At 41.3% G+C, this 14,808-nt stretch carries 19 protein-coding genes; 13 read left to right on the plus strand and 6 right to left on the minus strand.

Annotated elements, in window-relative coordinates; translation table 11 throughout:
- The first annotated feature begins 14 nt into the window (after window positions 1-14).
- The 4 genes from GWK08_RS00465 to GWK08_RS00480 all read left to right on the plus strand — a co-directional run bounded on the left by GWK08_RS00465 (window position 15) and on the right by GWK08_RS00480 (window position 3,099).
- The gene (locus GWK08_RS00465) at window positions 15-302 is read left to right on the plus strand and encodes a 4a-hydroxytetrahydrobiopterin dehydratase (RefSeq protein WP_163604936.1); all 288 of its coding nucleotides are present in this window, start codon (window positions 15-17) and stop codon (window positions 300-302) included.
- 57 nt (window positions 303-359) lie between these two features.
- Complete coding sequence (locus GWK08_RS00470) at window positions 360-1,070, plus strand: YebC/PmpR family DNA-binding transcriptional regulator (RefSeq protein WP_163604938.1); 711 nt, start codon at window positions 360-362, stop codon at window positions 1,068-1,070.
- Window positions 1,071-1,334: 264 nt separating this feature from the next.
- A complete protein-coding gene (locus GWK08_RS00475) occupies window positions 1,335-2,138 on the plus strand; it encodes a hypothetical protein (protein ID WP_163604939.1) in 804 nt (267 codons plus the stop codon).
- Between the two features lie 457 nt (window positions 2,139-2,595).
- Complete coding sequence (locus GWK08_RS00480) at window positions 2,596-3,099, plus strand: YbjN domain-containing protein (protein ID WP_239524841.1); 504 nt, start codon at window positions 2,596-2,598, stop codon at window positions 3,097-3,099.
- A 1-nt stretch (window position 3,100) separates the two neighbouring features.
- Here GWK08_RS00480 and GWK08_RS00485 read toward each other — a convergent pair whose 3' ends face one another.
- The 6 genes from GWK08_RS00485 to GWK08_RS00510 form a co-directional block, all read right to left on the minus strand.
- Window positions 3,101-3,637: a 1-acyl-sn-glycerol-3-phosphate acyltransferase gene (locus tag GWK08_RS00485; protein ID WP_163604940.1), complete on the minus strand. Its 537-nt coding sequence runs from the start codon at window positions 3,635-3,637 to the stop codon at window positions 3,101-3,103.
- Complete coding sequence (locus tag GWK08_RS00490; protein ID WP_163604941.1) at window positions 3,637-4,278, minus strand: CatA-like O-acetyltransferase; 642 nt, start codon at window positions 4,276-4,278, stop codon at window positions 3,637-3,639. Before GWK08_RS00490 ends, GWK08_RS00485 begins: the two co-directional genes overlap by 1 nt.
- Complete coding sequence (locus tag GWK08_RS00495; protein WP_163604943.1) at window positions 4,278-4,967, minus strand: HAD family hydrolase; 690 nt, start codon at window positions 4,965-4,967, stop codon at window positions 4,278-4,280. The genes GWK08_RS00490 and GWK08_RS00495 overlap by 1 nt, the downstream gene beginning before the upstream one ends.
- Before the next feature lies 1 nt (window position 4,968).
- On the minus strand, window positions 4,969-5,682 hold the full coding sequence (gene kdsB / locus GWK08_RS00500; RefSeq protein ID WP_204336007.1) for a 3-deoxy-manno-octulosonate cytidylyltransferase: 714 nt from the start codon (window positions 5,680-5,682) through the stop codon (window positions 4,969-4,971).
- 124 nt (window positions 5,683-5,806) lie between these two features.
- On the minus strand, window positions 5,807-6,373 hold the full coding sequence (locus GWK08_RS00505; RefSeq protein ID WP_163604946.1) for a DUF4126 domain-containing protein: 567 nt from the start codon (window positions 6,371-6,373) through the stop codon (window positions 5,807-5,809).
- 29 nt (window positions 6,374-6,402) lie between these two features.
- Window positions 6,403-7,830 carry an ATP-dependent DNA helicase gene (locus tag GWK08_RS00510; protein ID WP_163604947.1) on the minus strand — a complete coding sequence of 476 codons (1,428 nt, stop codon included), beginning with the start codon at window positions 7,828-7,830 and terminating at the stop codon, window positions 6,403-6,405.
- A 113-nt stretch (window positions 7,831-7,943) separates the two neighbouring features.
- Here GWK08_RS00510 and GWK08_RS00515 point away from each other — a divergent pair, with 113 nt between their 5' ends.
- From GWK08_RS00515 to GWK08_RS00555, 9 genes are all read left to right on the plus strand, one after another.
- A complete protein-coding gene (locus GWK08_RS00515) occupies window positions 7,944-8,681 on the plus strand; it encodes a hypothetical protein (protein WP_239524842.1) in 738 nt (245 codons plus the stop codon).
- Window positions 8,659-9,483: a DUF3822 family protein gene (locus GWK08_RS00520; protein WP_163604949.1), complete on the plus strand. Its 825-nt coding sequence runs from the start codon at window positions 8,659-8,661 to the stop codon at window positions 9,481-9,483. The genes GWK08_RS00515 and GWK08_RS00520 overlap by 23 nt, the downstream gene beginning before the upstream one ends.
- Window positions 9,483-10,019: a 16S rRNA (guanine(966)-N(2))-methyltransferase RsmD gene (gene rsmD, locus GWK08_RS00525; protein WP_163604950.1), complete on the plus strand. Its 537-nt coding sequence runs from the start codon at window positions 9,483-9,485 to the stop codon at window positions 10,017-10,019. The genes GWK08_RS00520 and rsmD overlap by 1 nt, the downstream gene beginning before the upstream one ends.
- A 95-nt stretch (window positions 10,020-10,114) precedes the next feature.
- Window positions 10,115-10,633, plus strand: a complete 519-nt coding sequence (locus GWK08_RS00530) for an SRPBCC family protein (protein ID WP_204335978.1) — start codon at window positions 10,115-10,117, stop codon at window positions 10,631-10,633.
- Between the two features lie 13 nt (window positions 10,634-10,646).
- Entirely contained in the window at window positions 10,647-11,960 is a 1,314-nt protein-coding gene (locus GWK08_RS00535) for a cryptochrome/photolyase family protein (RefSeq protein ID WP_163604952.1), read from the plus strand.
- 74 nt (window positions 11,961-12,034) lie between these two features.
- Window positions 12,035-12,397: a nuclear transport factor 2 family protein gene (locus tag GWK08_RS00540; RefSeq protein WP_163604953.1), complete on the plus strand. Its 363-nt coding sequence runs from the start codon at window positions 12,035-12,037 to the stop codon at window positions 12,395-12,397.
- 128 nt (window positions 12,398-12,525) lie between these two features.
- Complete coding sequence (locus GWK08_RS00545; protein ID WP_163604955.1) at window positions 12,526-12,942, plus strand: DUF1801 domain-containing protein; 417 nt, start codon at window positions 12,526-12,528, stop codon at window positions 12,940-12,942.
- Window positions 12,943-12,944: 2 nt separating this feature from the next.
- Window positions 12,945-13,295 (plus strand): hypothetical protein, encoded by a 351-nt coding sequence (locus GWK08_RS00550; protein WP_163604957.1) that lies wholly within the window; start codon window positions 12,945-12,947, stop codon window positions 13,293-13,295.
- Between the two features lie 23 nt (window positions 13,296-13,318).
- Complete coding sequence (locus GWK08_RS00555; protein ID WP_163604959.1) at window positions 13,319-14,755, plus strand: amidohydrolase; 1,437 nt, start codon at window positions 13,319-13,321, stop codon at window positions 14,753-14,755.
- Window positions 14,756-14,808 lie beyond the last annotated feature (53 nt).

Consider the following 14,808-nt stretch of genomic DNA (forward strand, 5'->3'; position numbering starts at 1 on the left):
AAAACACAAACATTATGAAAAAGCTTAGCGAAAAGGAAATTGAACAACAACTTGCAGGGTTAGACGGATGGGAATTCAACGATGACGGTATTGAGACCTCATTTGAATTTGAGCATTTTAAGGATGCTTTTTCCGTGATGACCCGGATTGCTTTTGAAGCCGAACTGCAACAACATCATCCCGACTGGACCAATGTTTACAATAAACTTTTTATCAGGCTTTCCACCCATGATGCGGGAGGAGTTACCCAAAATGATTTTGACCTTGCAAAAATCATAGAAGGGATCGTAGAAAGTGAATGATTTATTTTTATAATTTTTGATTTTATTTAATTTTACCGCTTAAACACGTTTTATACTATGGGAAGAGCTTTTGAGTTCAGAAAGGCAAGAAAAATGAAGAGATGGTCTGCCATGGCCAAAACTTTTACTCGCATTGGTAAGGATATCGTAATGGCCGTTAAAGAAGGTGGCCCGAATCCGGATACTAACTCAAGGCTGAGAGCTGTGATCCAGAACGCGAAATCAGCTAACATGCCCAAAGACAATATAGAACGGGCAATTAAAAAAGCATCCGATAAAAGCACGGGCGACTTTAAAGAGGTACTCTTTGAAGGCTATGCTCCTCACGGTATCGCTATCCTTGTAGAAACTGCTACCGATAACAACAACAGAACGGTCGCTAATATCAGGAGTTATTTCAACAAATGTAACGGAAGCCTCGGAACCAGTGGTTCTGTAGAATTTATGTTCGATCACAGTTGTAATTTCAGGATCAACCCGGATGGCATAGATCCCGAAGAACTGGAACTGGAGTTCATCGATTTCGGAGTGGAAGAAGTCTTTGTTGATGATGATGGTATTCTATTATATGCGCCGTTTAACAGCTTTGGGGCCATTCAGAAGGAATTGGAAGGAAGGAGTATCGAGATCCTGTCCTCCGGTTTTGAAAGGATCCCTCAGGTTACCAAACCCCTGGGTGAAGATCAGGTTGCAGATGTGGAAAAACTACTCGAAATGATCGAGGAAGATGATGATGTACAGAACGTGTACCACACCATGAAGGAATAAAGCCGGAGATCTTTATTAAAATACACTTTCGCTTTCGGTTTAACATTCATCGACAGCTTGCTGAGGATATATGTTGATATTCCCTATTCCCGGGCTCCTGAAAATAATCCGTACATAGTTCTTTTTTCGTATGTAAAACATATTATCTGTTAAAATCGGTCACACTTCGAAAGTATTTTACGGATAGAAAGAAAAAGACGATATTAGTAACTATGATCCCCCCAATTAACCTATTTAATTAGAAACCTTATAATTATTAGGTAGATGAAAAAACTATTACTCTTTTTATTACTCCCGGTAATTAGCTTTTCGCAACAATATACAGATCTCGATACCCTCAGTTTTAAGCACCGTATTTCTTCGGAGAGCGTTGTTTATGAAAGTTCAACCATCTTATCAAAGCGCCTCGGTACAATAAACAGAAATGCCCTGGTTAGTGTTTTAGGTTACGATGATAAGTTCTGGTTTGTATCTCATCACAGGATCCAGGGGTTTGTTCACCTTTCCGAAATAAAGATCCCGGAGAATCTTATACCTTTCTTTGAACGTGAAGAGGAAAAAAAGAAGTTAGCAGCTCTAAAAAAAGAGAGAGAGCGGGATTCTCTGAGGCAGGTGGAGCGGCTGGAATACAGAAAAAAATGCTTTTACGAGATCAATGAAGTTAACGGCTTTGATAAAGTTAAAAGAATATATACCAAAGAAGCTCTCATATCTGACGGGACCGATTCGGAATATACACGGATATCCTGCCAGTTACGAAATAATAACGGGGCCAAAAGCGTCCTTATCTCCCTTAACCGCGACCTCGGTTGTGCAAGTTCATTAAAGGGTCAGAAGTCCTCCGTCAGGATCACCCTTAAGAACGGAAGTGTTATAAGTTTCTTTCATTACGGGCAGATAGAATGCGGGAATTTTAAGATCATCGGACGCCTTACCGGAGCAGAAATGGCAAAGCTGAAAAGGTCTCCTATAAAACAGATCCGGTTTTCCGGAACCCGCGAAAAGAAGACGGTCAGTTATATTTCCAATCCGACTTTCTTTATGGATAAGATACAGTGTATTCAGTAATCAGACAGCAAAGACTTAAGAAGATATAAGTAAAGAGCCCTGACAAAATTTGTCGGGGCCCTTTCATTCAAATCGATTAAATTATTTGAATCAGCAGAATTTCTTTCTACATATATCTGTCCTATCCCATTAGGGTAACAAAACAGAATACCGGTATTTTTTCCGGCTTGCTCATTTAGGTTGCTGATTAATTTTCCGGTTAAGGAATGGTAATCCTGAGTTTTTGTAGAAATCTATTGATCCACATCTTAAATATAAGAATTTACTTTGAATATTTATACTATTTTAACATTTCTACGGTCTTATTTAATTTACAGCAAAGCGGAATCCCACCGGAGGTCAATTTTAATAAAGCTTTTCACCGATCGTTTATCATAAACAGATGGTCCCTCTAAAGAATTTTAACTATCTTGTTAGGAATCCGGGCAATATCCCGACTACATTTTAAACAATTGCTATGAAAAAATTACTTCTATTACTTGTTCTTTTTATGTCCTTTAATATGCTACAGGCACAGGACATGACCGCTGCCAGGCTCGGTGATATTATCAGCAGGGTTTCCGATAGTATACAAACAAACGGCAATTCATGGCAATTCCTCTATAAAGACCGTTTAATAATTTGTATTACCGATGAGAACGCCAACAGAATGCGTATCATTTCACCGATCATAGAGCGCGAAAAACTGGACGAAGAGCTATTGCTGAATTCGCTGGTAGCAAATTTCCATACCGCCCTGGATGTAAAGTATGCCATTTCTGATGAGATACTCTGGTCTGTATTTGCGCATCCGCTAAAAGAGTTAACGGAGCATCAGGTAGAAGATGCTATTTCTCAGGTGTATTATGCCAATCTTACTTTTGGAGTTACTTTTTCGAGCACCACCCTGACATTTCCCGGGAATACCAGGAAAAAGGAACCTGAGAAACCCGAGATCAAAAAGAAAAAGATCAAGATCTAGATCAGGTGTATTCCGGTACTTTTCCGACCGCTCCTTTATAAAAAAGTTTCATATCCTTAATATCGGTATCGATATCCCCGCTGGGATATACGGGCTGTGAGATCTTTATCTGTTTTTTACCAAAGTCGAAAGCTACCATGATGATAGGGACTTTTGCTTCCTGTGCAATATAGTAGAAACCTGTTTTCCACTCCTCTACCTTTTTACGTGTTCCTTCGGGAGCCAGAGCCAGTCTGAATTCTTCTTTCTGATCAAAAATAGCAGCAATGGCCTGTACCTTGTTCTGCCCGGAAGTCCTGTCAAGGGGAGCTCCTCCCATCCATCGGAAATACCATCCGAACGGAGGTCTGAACAATTCTTTTTTAGCTACAAAATTTATTTTCAGGCCCGCAATACTTCTCACAAAAACCCCGACATAAAAATCGTGCCAGCTGGTATGCGGAACCACAATGATCACACATTTCCTGATATCCTCAAAGTCCCCGTTAAAGGTCCACCCCATCAATCTGAAAAATATGAATTTGGAAAGTCTTCGCATTAGTCGTGTAGTTTAATATCGGTATCGAGTAATTGCTGGAAATACTCCAGAAACCTTCCCAGATCATAAGCATCCATTAGTGCATGGTGTACATGAACCGAGACCGGCATCATTCGTTTTCCGTTTTCTTCAAAAACCTTTCCGAAAGAGATCTTCGGAATAGACTCTTTAAAAGCAAAACTCCTGGCATGAGATAAAGATGTGAATTTTATCCATGGGAGGGCAGAAAAATGAATAGTATTATCCATATCCGCAGAAGGTATTAAAGTATCTTCTCCCCTTACCTTCTCTATTTCCTTCTCCGCCTTTTTCCTGAATTTTTTCAGACTGCTGTTATGATCTATATAGGAAAACCCGAAAGTACCATCCGGTCTGTTTATTGTGGGGGATGCGCTGATACTGTCGTGAACGATCACTTTATCCTCCCTTATCCTGTATCTGAACGGTTCTATTCCGTTTGCCGCTTTGGTTGCGCAAAACAAGTAGTAAACAAAAAAGGAGATCCCGTATTCCTTACATTCCGTATAGGCCTTGCTTACATCTACATTGGCCGTGCATCCGAAAAAAGGTTCTTCGAAATCCTTAAAGAACAGGAAATGCTGCTTCCTGTTCCATTTGTCCATATCGAGTTCTTTATACACTATAAAAAGTTTAATACTTCTTTAATACTGCTAACGGTAGCATATGAATCGTTTTCTTCATGAGGTGCTACCTTTTCATGTGCCCAGGTGGTGTGAAAAGGAACGTGGATTGCCTGTGCTCCGATATTGACCAGGGGAAGTATATCCGATTTTAAGGAATTTCCGATCATCAAAAATTCCGACACCTCAATTTCCAGGTGCTCCAGCAGGTTGGAATAGTTACTTTCCTTTTTATCGCTGAGCACTTCAATATGATGGAAATACCTGGAGAGTCCCGATTTTTCCAGTTTTCTCTCCTGATCCAGCAGATCTCCTTTAGTAAGAAGGATCAGTCTGTATTTTCCATTCAGTGATTTCAAAACAGTTTCCACATGGTCGAGGAGCTCTACCGGCTTATCGATCATTTCCTTACCCAGGTTTATGATCTCCATAATAGCCTTATTTGAGATCTGGTGATTGGAAAGTTCCAGCGCACATTCTACCATAGATAAAACAAAACCTTTAACCCCATAACCGTAGATATCCAGGTTCTGCATTTCCTTTTTAAACAATTCCTGATCTATCTTGTTCTCTGTCTCATAAGCAGATAACAATTGTGCAAACTTATGTTCGGTTTCCCTGAAATAGGTTTCATTGACCCACAGTGTGTCATCGGCATCAAAACCTATAACTTTAATATTGCTGTACATTTTATTTCAGTTCTTTTTTTGCCTTTTCCAGGTCTTCGGGTGTATCGATCCCGATCCCGGATGCATTTGTTTCTACCATTTTAATCTTCTTCCCGTATTCCAGGTAACGGATAGCCTCAATCTTTTCGGTAGCTTCCAGCGGTTGCATAGGTAACCTGTGAAAATCCATCAGAGCCTCTTTTCGGAAAGCGTAGATCCCTTTGTGTTTGTAATATTGAATTGACGCTTCCTTATCTCTTCTGTACGGAATGGGAGAACGGGAAAAATAAAGTGCAAAATTCCTGACATCCACTATCACCTTTACGGCATTCGGATTCTCAATCTCCTCCTGATCATTTATAGGGATCATCAGAGAAGCCAGATCGATCTCCTTTGAAGGATCATCCTTAAAAACGTCAATAACGTTCTGCAGGCTCTTCCTGTCTATAAAGGGTTCATCTCCCTGCACATTAACAACGATATCCACATCCATATCGGCAACAGCTTCTGCTATACGGTCGCTCCCGCATTCGTGTTCCTCAATGCTCATTAGTGCCTTTCCTCCGTTCCTGCTTATCTCCTCATAGATAATATCGCTGTCGGTCACCACATAAACTTCATCAAAAAGACCGGTCTGCACTGCAGCTTCATAAGTCCTTAAAATAACTGTTTTTCCTCCCAGATCCTGCATTAACTTAGCTGGAAAACGGGATGCCGCGTAGCGGGCGGGGATCATTGAAATAATCTTCACGTACTAAAAATTTATTGTTTACCGGGTAAGAATCCATCATCAGAACAGGGAGAAGTAAAAACTGTTGTAACGATAAAATTCACCACAAAAATACTATTAAAAATGAAAATCACTTTTTCCGGGGTCGCAATCTTCTGTAAAATAAAAAGACAAAAGCCAGGATGATAATTACAAAGATCACAGCCAGTACCGGAGCAAAGATCGATGCTGTCGATACGGCTGCTGCAGTTCCGGTTTCCAGAGAAGAAACTACAGGATTAGCCATTCCGGCTGTTGTGGCAGTAGAAGCCAGTCTGGTGGAGGCCGAAGCTCCTTTAATGGCGGTAGCTGTTCCTCCCCCCGCAATAATGGCAAGCGTCCATGTATAGGCAGGATTGAGATCGGCGACGGTAGAAGCCATTACAGCAGTACCCGCAATAGTAGCCAGTGGTAAGGCTATACTATCCAGTAAATTATCTACCCAGGGAATATAGTAGGCAAAGATCTCTACAATTGTGGCAATTCCGAGAATGATCAGAGCCGTAATGCTCCCAATCCATTCCCAGCTGTCATTTAAATGCCAGATATCAAAATAGGCTGCCAGGCTCAATGCGAAGAGCGGGAGAAAGATCCTGAAGCCTGCAGATGCAGCAAGGCCAATTCCCAGGAAAATACTAATTATGGTTTCCGAAGTCATTTTAAATTCTTTGTTTCTAAGATAAGATATTAATTTTCGGCAAAAAAATCATTCTTAAAACCGATCAGATAAAGTTTATTTCTGGCCCGGGTAACCGCTGTATACAACCATCGGAGGTATTCCTTATCAATTCCATTAGGCGCGTAGGGCTGCTCTACAAAAACGTTGGTCCACTGCCCTCCCTGCGATTTATGACAGGTAATGGCATAGGAGAATTTAACCTGCAGGGCATTAAAATATTTATTGTTCTTTACTTTCAGGAACTTCCTGTAATTAGAACTTTCATCCTCATAATCTTTCATCACTTCCTGATAGAGGCGATTGGAATCTTCATAGGCCAGAGCCGGGGTAGTAGCATCTATGGTATCTAACAATAATACCGTTTCAAAAGCCTTCTGATTCGGATAATCCACCATCCTTACTTTTACCTCGGCAAAGCGGAAGCCGTACAATTCCTTAATGGCAAAGATCTCCATTACTTCAATAATATCACCATTGGCAATAAAACCTGCTTCCGATGTAGCTTTCAGCCAGAAATAGTTATTCCGGACTACCATCAGGTAATCCCCCGTGGCCAGTTCGTTATCGTGAAAAAGTATCCTGCTGCGTATCTGTTGATTGTACTGATTTGCCCGCTTATTGGATCTGACAATAATGGCAGTTTCTTCTTTTCCGTCGTTGGAATAAGCTTCATCAATAGCTTCCTGTATTTCGTGCCCGTCAATAAGCCGGACAATATCTGAAAAGCCGGACAGGTGGAATTTAAAATCGTCCGTATAGCTCGAAAACAATTGCTCCCTGAGGTTGGTAGCATTAAAGAGGATACCCGAATCTTCTTCCTGCCGTACCACTTCATCCAGCTCTATCAGACTAACCTTCTTATTGTAATTAAGGGATAAATTATCTTCATTCAGTGCAGGGCTTACATCGAGATTTACCGGTGGTAACTGAGCCGTATCTCCTATCAGCAGTAATTTACAGTTATGCCCCGAGTATACATATAACATAAGGTCGTCCAGAAGGGAGCCGTTCTCAAAAAGTTTGGAATCGCTCTGGGCATCCGAAATCATGGAAGCTTCATCTACAATAAATATGGTGTTCTTATACTTATTGGGTTGAAGGACAAAACGCACCCCTCCGTTCTTTTGCTTTCTGGGTACATAAATACTCTTGTGAATGGTGAGGGCCGTACGCCCCGAATAGTTGGTAATGACCTTGGCGGCCCTTCCCGTCGGGGCCAGTAAAACCGATTTAAGCAGGGTATTCCATAAATTATTTACCAGAGCCCCGATAATAGTGGTCTTTCCGGTACCTGCATATCCTTTCAGCAAAAAAAGGCGATCCCCGTCCTTATCATATAAAAAAGAAGAAAGCTGCTGCAAAACCATATCCTGTTTTAAAGTAGGTTCGTGAGGAAATTTATCGCGTAGTAATTTATGGAAAGTTGCTGCGTCCATGAAGTCTTTTTCTTGCTCAAAGTTAACAATGTTTTTTAAGGCAAAATACTTTCACGATTAAAAAAAAATTGTAGATTTGCTATACATCATTAATTAACCATTAATATAAAATAATGTTAACATTAATCCTTACTATTGTCGCTGTTGCAGTATTGACAATACTTATTGTTTTTGTGGTCGACAAATTCTTACCTCGTAAAGCGAAACCCTTTATCATTTTGCTTTTCTGGGGTCTTTCTGGTTTGTTCGCATACCAGATCTATCAATCGATCAATTTGCCGATAAAATTTGAAAAAGTTAAAAAGGAGCGATTCGCTGAAGCTATTAAAAAATTAAAAGATATCAGAGATGCTCAGGAAGCTTACAGATCTGTTACAGGCGGATTTGCAAATGATTTTGAAAGTCTTGTCAAATTTGTAGACACGGCAGAGTTTGTATTGACGCAACAAAGAGATTCATCGTATATGGAGTTTAGCCAGGTATATAAGATCGACCAGTTAAAAGAGGTGGTTATCATAGATACTTTAGGTTACAGATCGGTAAAAGATTCCTTATTCGGAACTTCTGACAGATACAGAACTATGATGGATGTACCTTTTGCTCAAAACAATGAGAAATTTGAATTAAAATCAGATATTCTTGACAAAAATGGTTATAGAGCAGCGGTTTTCGAAGCTAAAGTGAAGAAAGATATCATTCTTTGGGACCAGCCAAAAGATCTGTTGGCACAGGAAAACGAGCAGGTATCCGTAGATGAAGTAAATGGAACTGAGATCATCTTAGGATCTCTTACTGATGTGAGTACCAACGGAAACTGGCCTCCACTGTATGACACAAAAAAGGATAGATAATATACCTAATTTAAAGAATAAAGAATTGTCCATTCAGGTAAGCTTGAGTGGACTTTCTTTTTGCGTTTTAAACAGATTTGATAACGCTATAGAATCTGTCGGGTATTTCGAATTTGAGAACGTAACCAATCCCGAGCAATTGCTCCCGGAGATCGAAAGTCTGTTCGATAATAGCGACCTGTTCCTCAATCCCAGAAAAGTAACCGTTTTTTACGTGAACGAACTTTCTGCTTTCGTTCCCGGGTCTCTTTTCAGCGAGGAGAATATGTCCGATTATCTGAAGTTCAATGTCAAGATCCTCGAGAACGACTACCTGACACACGATGAGATCAGGAACGGAGATCTTGTAAATGTTTACGTTCCCTATACCAATATCAACAACTTCTTTTTTGATCTGTTCGGTGAGTTTGAGTTCAAGCACTATTCCACCATTCTGATGGAAACCCTGTTGAACAATTCCCCGAAAACGGAAGAGGCTGTTATGTATGTCCATACCGAAAAAGAACATTTCGAAATAGTTGTCCTTAAAAACAGAAAGCTTCTCTTTTACAATAGTTTTCAGTATGAAACCAAAGAGGACTTCCTCTATTATATCCTCTTTACAGCTGAGCAGTTAGATATGAATCCGGAGAACTTTGAGCTTCGCTTTCTCGGGAATATCAAAGAGGGAGATCCCTGCTATGATATTGCATATAATTACGTAAGGAATGTATCTGTAGACAGTTCTTTTGCCTCCTATGATCTGCCGGAGGAAAATACGGTAGGTGATCATTCTCTCTTTTTACTTCAAAATTCATTTTAATGCGAATCATTTCCGGAAAATATAAGGGCAAAAGACTAGTTGCTCCCAAAAAACTACCGGTCAGGCCAACAACCGATTTCTCCAAAGAATCGCTTTTTAATATCCTTAATAATCATTTTCATTTTGATGAAATAAGCGTTCTCGACCTCTTTGCAGGTACCGGAAACATCAGCTATGAATTCGCATCCAGAGGTTGTGAACAGATCTGTTGCGTAGACTCTAACGCTTCCTGTATACAGTTCATCAACAAAACCTCAGACCAGCTGGACCTCTCTATAAATACAGTTAAAAGCGATGTATTTAAGTTCCTGGAAAGAACCCACTTAAAAAGTACGATCGTCTTTGCCGATCCTCCATACGGAATGGAGCAGGAATCCTTCGAATCACTGGTACAGCTCGTAATCCAAAATGAACTTCTGGAAGAAGAAGGCTTTCTGATCGTAGAACACTCCAAGCATACTCTCCTGGAGCATTTGCCCAATTTCAGCTTTTCAAGAAAGTACGGGGGCAATGTCTTTAGTTTTTTTGAGATCTGATCCCTTTTAATTAGTAGCATCTTCTATTTTTCAGGAAGGTATTTTTGTGTTTAATATTTTTTTTGTTTAATTTTTTTACAAAATATTTAAACAAAATGATTAAATTTGAAAAAAGAAACATAATTATGCTCTATCGGATCCATACCAAACAAAAGCTCCCTATAGATGTTGAGGAAGCCTGGAGCTTCCTCTCCAACCCCGCCAACCTCGCCCTCATTACACCCGATTCTATGGGTTTTGATATTATTTCCGGGGCAGATCGCCCGATGTTTCCCGGACAGATCATTCAGTACTACGTCCGCCCCATGGCAGGGCTGAAGATCCGCTGGGTAACGGAGATCACCCATGTGGTAAAGCACCGGTACTTTGTAGATGAGCAACGGTTCGGCCCCTACACTCTCTGGCACCACAAGCATTTTATAAACCCGGTAGATGGCGGTGTTGAAATGGAAGATATTGTTGACTACAAATTACCTTTTGGAATTCTGGGCAGGTTGATGCACAATTTGATGGTGAAGAAAAAACTACAACAGATCTTCAAATACCGGGAAGAAAAACTGACGGAACTTTTCGGTAGATTTCCCAATACTTCCAAAGTTATTCAAATGAACTGAAACCCCGGGCACTATGAGCGATCAGGAAAAAGTAGTTGTTTTTTGGTTCAGACGGGATCTCCGGCTGGATGATAATACCGGGCTACTGCAGGCTTTAAAAAGCGGTTATAAAGTATTACCCGTTTTTATTTTTGATCCAAGCATCCTCGATTCCCTGGAGAAGGATGATTCCAGGGTAAGTTTTATCCATAGATCCCTGGAAAATCTGAACATACAACTAAAAGATCATCATAGCAGTATAGCTGTATATAAGGGTACGCCTCTTTCGGTATTTAAGTCCCTGCTACATGAGTATAACATCCAGGCGGTATATACGAACCGGGATTACGAACCCTATGCCATGAAAAGAGATGCTGAAATAAACGAATTCCTGAACTCAGCATCTGTAGAGTTCCACACCTTTAAAGATCAGGTGATCTTTGAAAAGAATGAAATAGTCAAAGAAGATGGTACTCCTTATATTGTTTACACTCCCTATATGAAAAGGTGGAAGGCGATCTTACATTCAGGGCGATATAATTACAGCCCTGTAGATGGTTCTTCTTTAAGAAGTTATTTTTACAAAGGGAAAGACCTTCCCTGGCTCTCGCTAAAGGAGATCGGATTTCAAACTTCCGATATAAAGGTACTGCCCTTTAATATTAGTCCGTCCCGGATCAACACTTATGAAGCCAGGCGGAATTTTCCCGGGATTGAAGGCACTTCCGGATTGAGTCCGCATCTACGTTTCGGAACGATAGGTATACGCACTGTACTTAAAAAAGCTTTGGAAGAAAAGAATGAAACATTCTTAAATGAATTGATATGGCGGGAGTTTTATATGCAGATCCTCTGGCATTTTCCGCATACGCTTACCCGGAGTTTTAAGGAAAAATACGATCATATCCAGTGGCGGAACGATGAGGATGAGTTCCGTAAATGGTGCAAGGGAGAAACCGGTTATCCCCTGGTAGACGCCGGGATGCGTCAGCTGAACAAAACCGGATATATGCACAATCGGGTGCGGATGCTGGTAGGGAGTTTTCTCTGCAAACATCTTCTGATCGATTGGAGATGGGGTGAAGCCTATTTTGCACAAAAGCTCCTGGATTATGAAATGGCCAGTAATATAGGTAACTGGCAATGGGTTGCCGGTTGCGGGGTAGATGCAGCACCTTATTTCAGGATATTTAACCCTGACACTCAGATAAAAAAATTTGATAAAGATCTGAAATACACCCGTACCTGGGTTGAAGATCTCGAAGAGTTTTCATACCCCTCTCCTATGGTAGATCATAAACTAGCCCGGGAGCGTTGTCTTGCAGCTTACAAGGAAGCTTTATTGTAAATTAACTTTTTCTTAAATACCCTTCCCCTTCCTTTTTTATAACTTGAAATGGTAACATTTAAACAGATTGAATTATGGGAACTCAGGAAGTAGCCAACCGTTTGGTATCCTTATGCCGGGAAGGGCAAAATGCCCAGGCCATTGAAGAACTCTATGCAGACAACGTAGTCAGCAAGGAAATGCCCGGTTTTCCGGGAGAATTAGCTTCCGGGAAAGCCGAAGTCCTCCAGAAAAACATGGACTGGTTTGCCAGTATAGCAGAATTTCACGGGAGTGAGATCTCCGAGCCTGTGGTGGCGGGGAATCATTTTACCTGCCGTATGAGTTTTGATGCCACTTTTAAAGACAGGGGCAGGCAGCAAATGGAAGAAGTATGTGTATTTGAGGTGAACGATGGAAAAATTGTAAACGAGCAGTTTTTCTATCAGTTTCCTTAAAATTCCTCAAAAATCAGGTAAGAAGGAGCATAAATATGCTCCTTTTCTTATTTAAACAGCTTTGCTTTTATAAAAAGTAAAAATGTAATATCTTGTAAACACTATTTATCACAAATAAAGCCAGTCTTATGTCTCAGAATAAAACCAGACCGACCGAATCATCGGTAGAGGCCTTTCTCAATACAGTTGAGGATGAAACCAAGCTCAAAGACAGTTTTGTGATCCTCGAATTAATGAAGAAGATTACCGGAGAAAAGCCGGTGCTTTGGGGAAATAGTCTTATCGGTTTCGGTGAAGTTCATTACAAATATGCCAGCGGACGCGAAGGCGACTGGTTTCATGTGGGGTTTTCGCCCAGGAAACAGAACCTCACCATTTATATCATGCCGGGTTTTAAACGTTATGATGAACTCATGCAGAAACTGGGAAAGTATAAAACCGGAAAATCCTGTCTCTATATCAAGAAACTGGCAGATGTAGATATGGATATACTTACCGAACTGATCACACAAAGTGCAGAACACACTAAATCTTTATACAATTAATCATGGACGCAACCATTGTTTCGGCCCTCTCCGCCCTGCTGGGTGCCCTGATCGGAGGGTTGATCTCTTTCCTGCTTCAATATCAGAGATTCAGGCATGAACTCCGGGTCATGCAGGAAGAATATAAGACCGAGTTTATGGCAGAAACCACTGCAAAACACTTCCTTAGCCATAAGAGTTATACCGACCGCTCTTTTGAGACCCTGAAAAAACACCTTGGCGGATTTGATGACGACGAACTGAGAAAAATACTGGTACGTGCAGGAGCAATACGGGATTTCAGGGATGACGGATCGGAATGGTGGAGATTACTAAGCAGAATGGATGAATATATAGAAAGCAAAAAGAAATAACTAATTGTCAAACATTTATCATTATGAGAATACCATTTAAGTTGATATGCCTCCTGCTTTGTTTCAGTATTGGAGTGCAGGCTCAAAAAATATCAAAAAACAAAAAAGCGGTCATTGCCTCTATTGAAAAGCATAAGGCAGAACTGATCGAGGTTAGTGATAAGGTATGGGCTGCCGCGGAAACCGCCTTCAATGAAGAGGTTTCTTCCAAAGTACTTGCAGACTATGCGGAGAAGAACGGCTTTAAAGTAGAACGCGGGGTTGCAGGAATGCCTACGGCTTTCGTGGCTACCTACGGTTCCGGGAGCCCTGTAATAGGGATCCTGGGCGAGTTTGATGCCCTTCCCGGACTATCGCAGAATACCACACCCACCAAAAATCCTGTAAATGAAGGAGCTCCGGGTCACGGTTGCGGGCATAACCTCTTCGGAACGGCCAGTCTTGGGGCTGCCATAGCCGTAAAGGAACTGATCGCTGCCGGAAAGTTAAAAGGTACGGTTAAGTTTTACGGAACACCTGCCGAAGAAAAATTCTTTGGAAAACTGTGGATGGTACGCGAAGGGCTTTTCGATGACCTGGACGTATGCCTGGACTGGCACCCGTCTGCGGAAACTAAGGCAGATGTACAGAGTTCACTGGCCCTGGTGGATTTTATTGTGGAGTTTAACGGGCAGGCAGCACACGCTTCGGGAGATCCTTGGAACGGAAGAAGTGCTTCCGATGCACTGGAATTATACACAACAGGGATCAACTATTACAGAGAGCATATTAAACCTACCGTAAGGATCCATTACCATATTCAGGACGGCGGACAAGTGGTAAATGTAGTTCCCGATTACTCCAAGCTTTGGGTAAGGGTAAGAGATACCAAAAGAGAAGGAATGTTACCGGTTTATGAGCAGGTACAGAGAATGGCAGAAGGTGCAGCCATTATGGCCAATGTAGATTATAAAATATCCCTGGTGTCCGGGATCTACGAATTACTGGTTAACAGAGCGGGTGGAAAAGCTATGCAGAAAAACCTGGAATATCTGGGTCCGATCACCTATACGGATGATGAAGTTGCTTTCGGAAAAAAGATACAGGAAGCAACAGGAAAACCTCAGGTGGGTATGGACAGTGAGATTCGTCCTCTTGAAGAGACCCTGGAACATCCGGGAGGAGGATCTACAGATGTAGGTGATGTCAGCTGGGTAGTTCCTACCATTCGTCTCGGAGTTACCACAGCTCCTAAAGATACTCCCTGGCACTCCTGGGCGGTGGTTGCCTGCGGAGGAATGTCTATCGGGCATAAAGGAATGGAACAGGCAGCAAAAGCCTTAAGTATGACCATGACCGATCTTTTTGAAGATCCAAAGCTGGTAGAAGCTGTAAAAAAGGAATTCAAAGAGCGTAAGGGCAATACGGTTTACAAAGGAATGGTGCCAGACGGACCACCACCGATCAACAGCAACAAATAAGCTATTGATATATAAAAACTTACCGGTATTTATCTAACAAAATAGATCAAATA

The organism is Leptobacterium flavescens (assembly GCF_010671605.1).
GTDB classification, from domain to species: Bacteria; Bacteroidota; Bacteroidia; order Flavobacteriales; family Flavobacteriaceae; genus Leptobacterium; species Leptobacterium flavescens.

Coding starts and splice junctions, on each gene's coding strand:
- kdsB (WP_204336007.1), bottom strand. CDS start 5,682: ATGATCCCCGCCCGCTACGCGGCATCCCGTTTTCCAGCTAAGTTAATG.
- GWK08_RS00475 (WP_163604939.1), top strand. CDS start 1,335: ATGAAAAAACTATTACTCTTTTTATTACTCCCGGTAATTAGCTTTTCG.
- GWK08_RS00495 (WP_163604943.1), bottom strand. CDS start 4,967: ATGTACAGCAATATTAAAGTTATAGGTTTTGATGCCGATGACACACTG.
- GWK08_RS00550 (WP_163604957.1), top strand. CDS start 12,945: ATGGACGCAACCATTGTTTCGGCCCTCTCCGCCCTGCTGGGTGCCCTG.
- GWK08_RS00530 (WP_204335978.1), top strand. CDS start 10,115: ATGATTAAATTTGAAAAAAGAAACATAATTATGCTCTATCGGATCCAT.
- GWK08_RS00470 (WP_163604938.1), top strand. CDS start 360: ATGGGAAGAGCTTTTGAGTTCAGAAAGGCAAGAAAAATGAAGAGATGG.
- GWK08_RS00505 (WP_163604946.1), bottom strand. CDS start 6,373: ATGACTTCGGAAACCATAATTAGTATTTTCCTGGGAATTGGCCTTGCT.
- GWK08_RS00510 (WP_163604947.1), bottom strand. CDS start 7,830: ATGGACGCAGCAACTTTCCATAAATTACTACGCGATAAATTTCCTCAC.
- GWK08_RS00545 (WP_163604955.1), top strand. CDS start 12,526: ATGTCTCAGAATAAAACCAGACCGACCGAATCATCGGTAGAGGCCTTT.
- GWK08_RS00540 (WP_163604953.1), top strand. CDS start 12,035: ATGGGAACTCAGGAAGTAGCCAACCGTTTGGTATCCTTATGCCGGGAA.
- GWK08_RS00485 (WP_163604940.1), bottom strand. CDS start 3,637: ATGCGAAGACTTTCCAAATTCATATTTTTCAGATTGATGGGGTGGACC.
- GWK08_RS00515 (WP_239524842.1), top strand. CDS start 7,944: ATGTTAACATTAATCCTTACTATTGTCGCTGTTGCAGTATTGACAATA.
- GWK08_RS00555 (WP_163604959.1), top strand. CDS start 13,319: ATGAGAATACCATTTAAGTTGATATGCCTCCTGCTTTGTTTCAGTATT.
- GWK08_RS00465 (WP_163604936.1), top strand. CDS start 15: ATGAAAAAGCTTAGCGAAAAGGAAATTGAACAACAACTTGCAGGGTTA.
- GWK08_RS00480 (WP_239524841.1), top strand. CDS start 2,596: ATGAAAAAATTACTTCTATTACTTGTTCTTTTTATGTCCTTTAATATG.
- GWK08_RS00520 (WP_163604949.1), top strand. CDS start 8,659: ATGACACAAAAAAGGATAGATAATATACCTAATTTAAAGAATAAAGAA.
- rsmD (WP_163604950.1), top strand. CDS start 9,483: ATGCGAATCATTTCCGGAAAATATAAGGGCAAAAGACTAGTTGCTCCC.
- GWK08_RS00535 (WP_163604952.1), top strand. CDS start 10,647: ATGAGCGATCAGGAAAAAGTAGTTGTTTTTTGGTTCAGACGGGATCTC.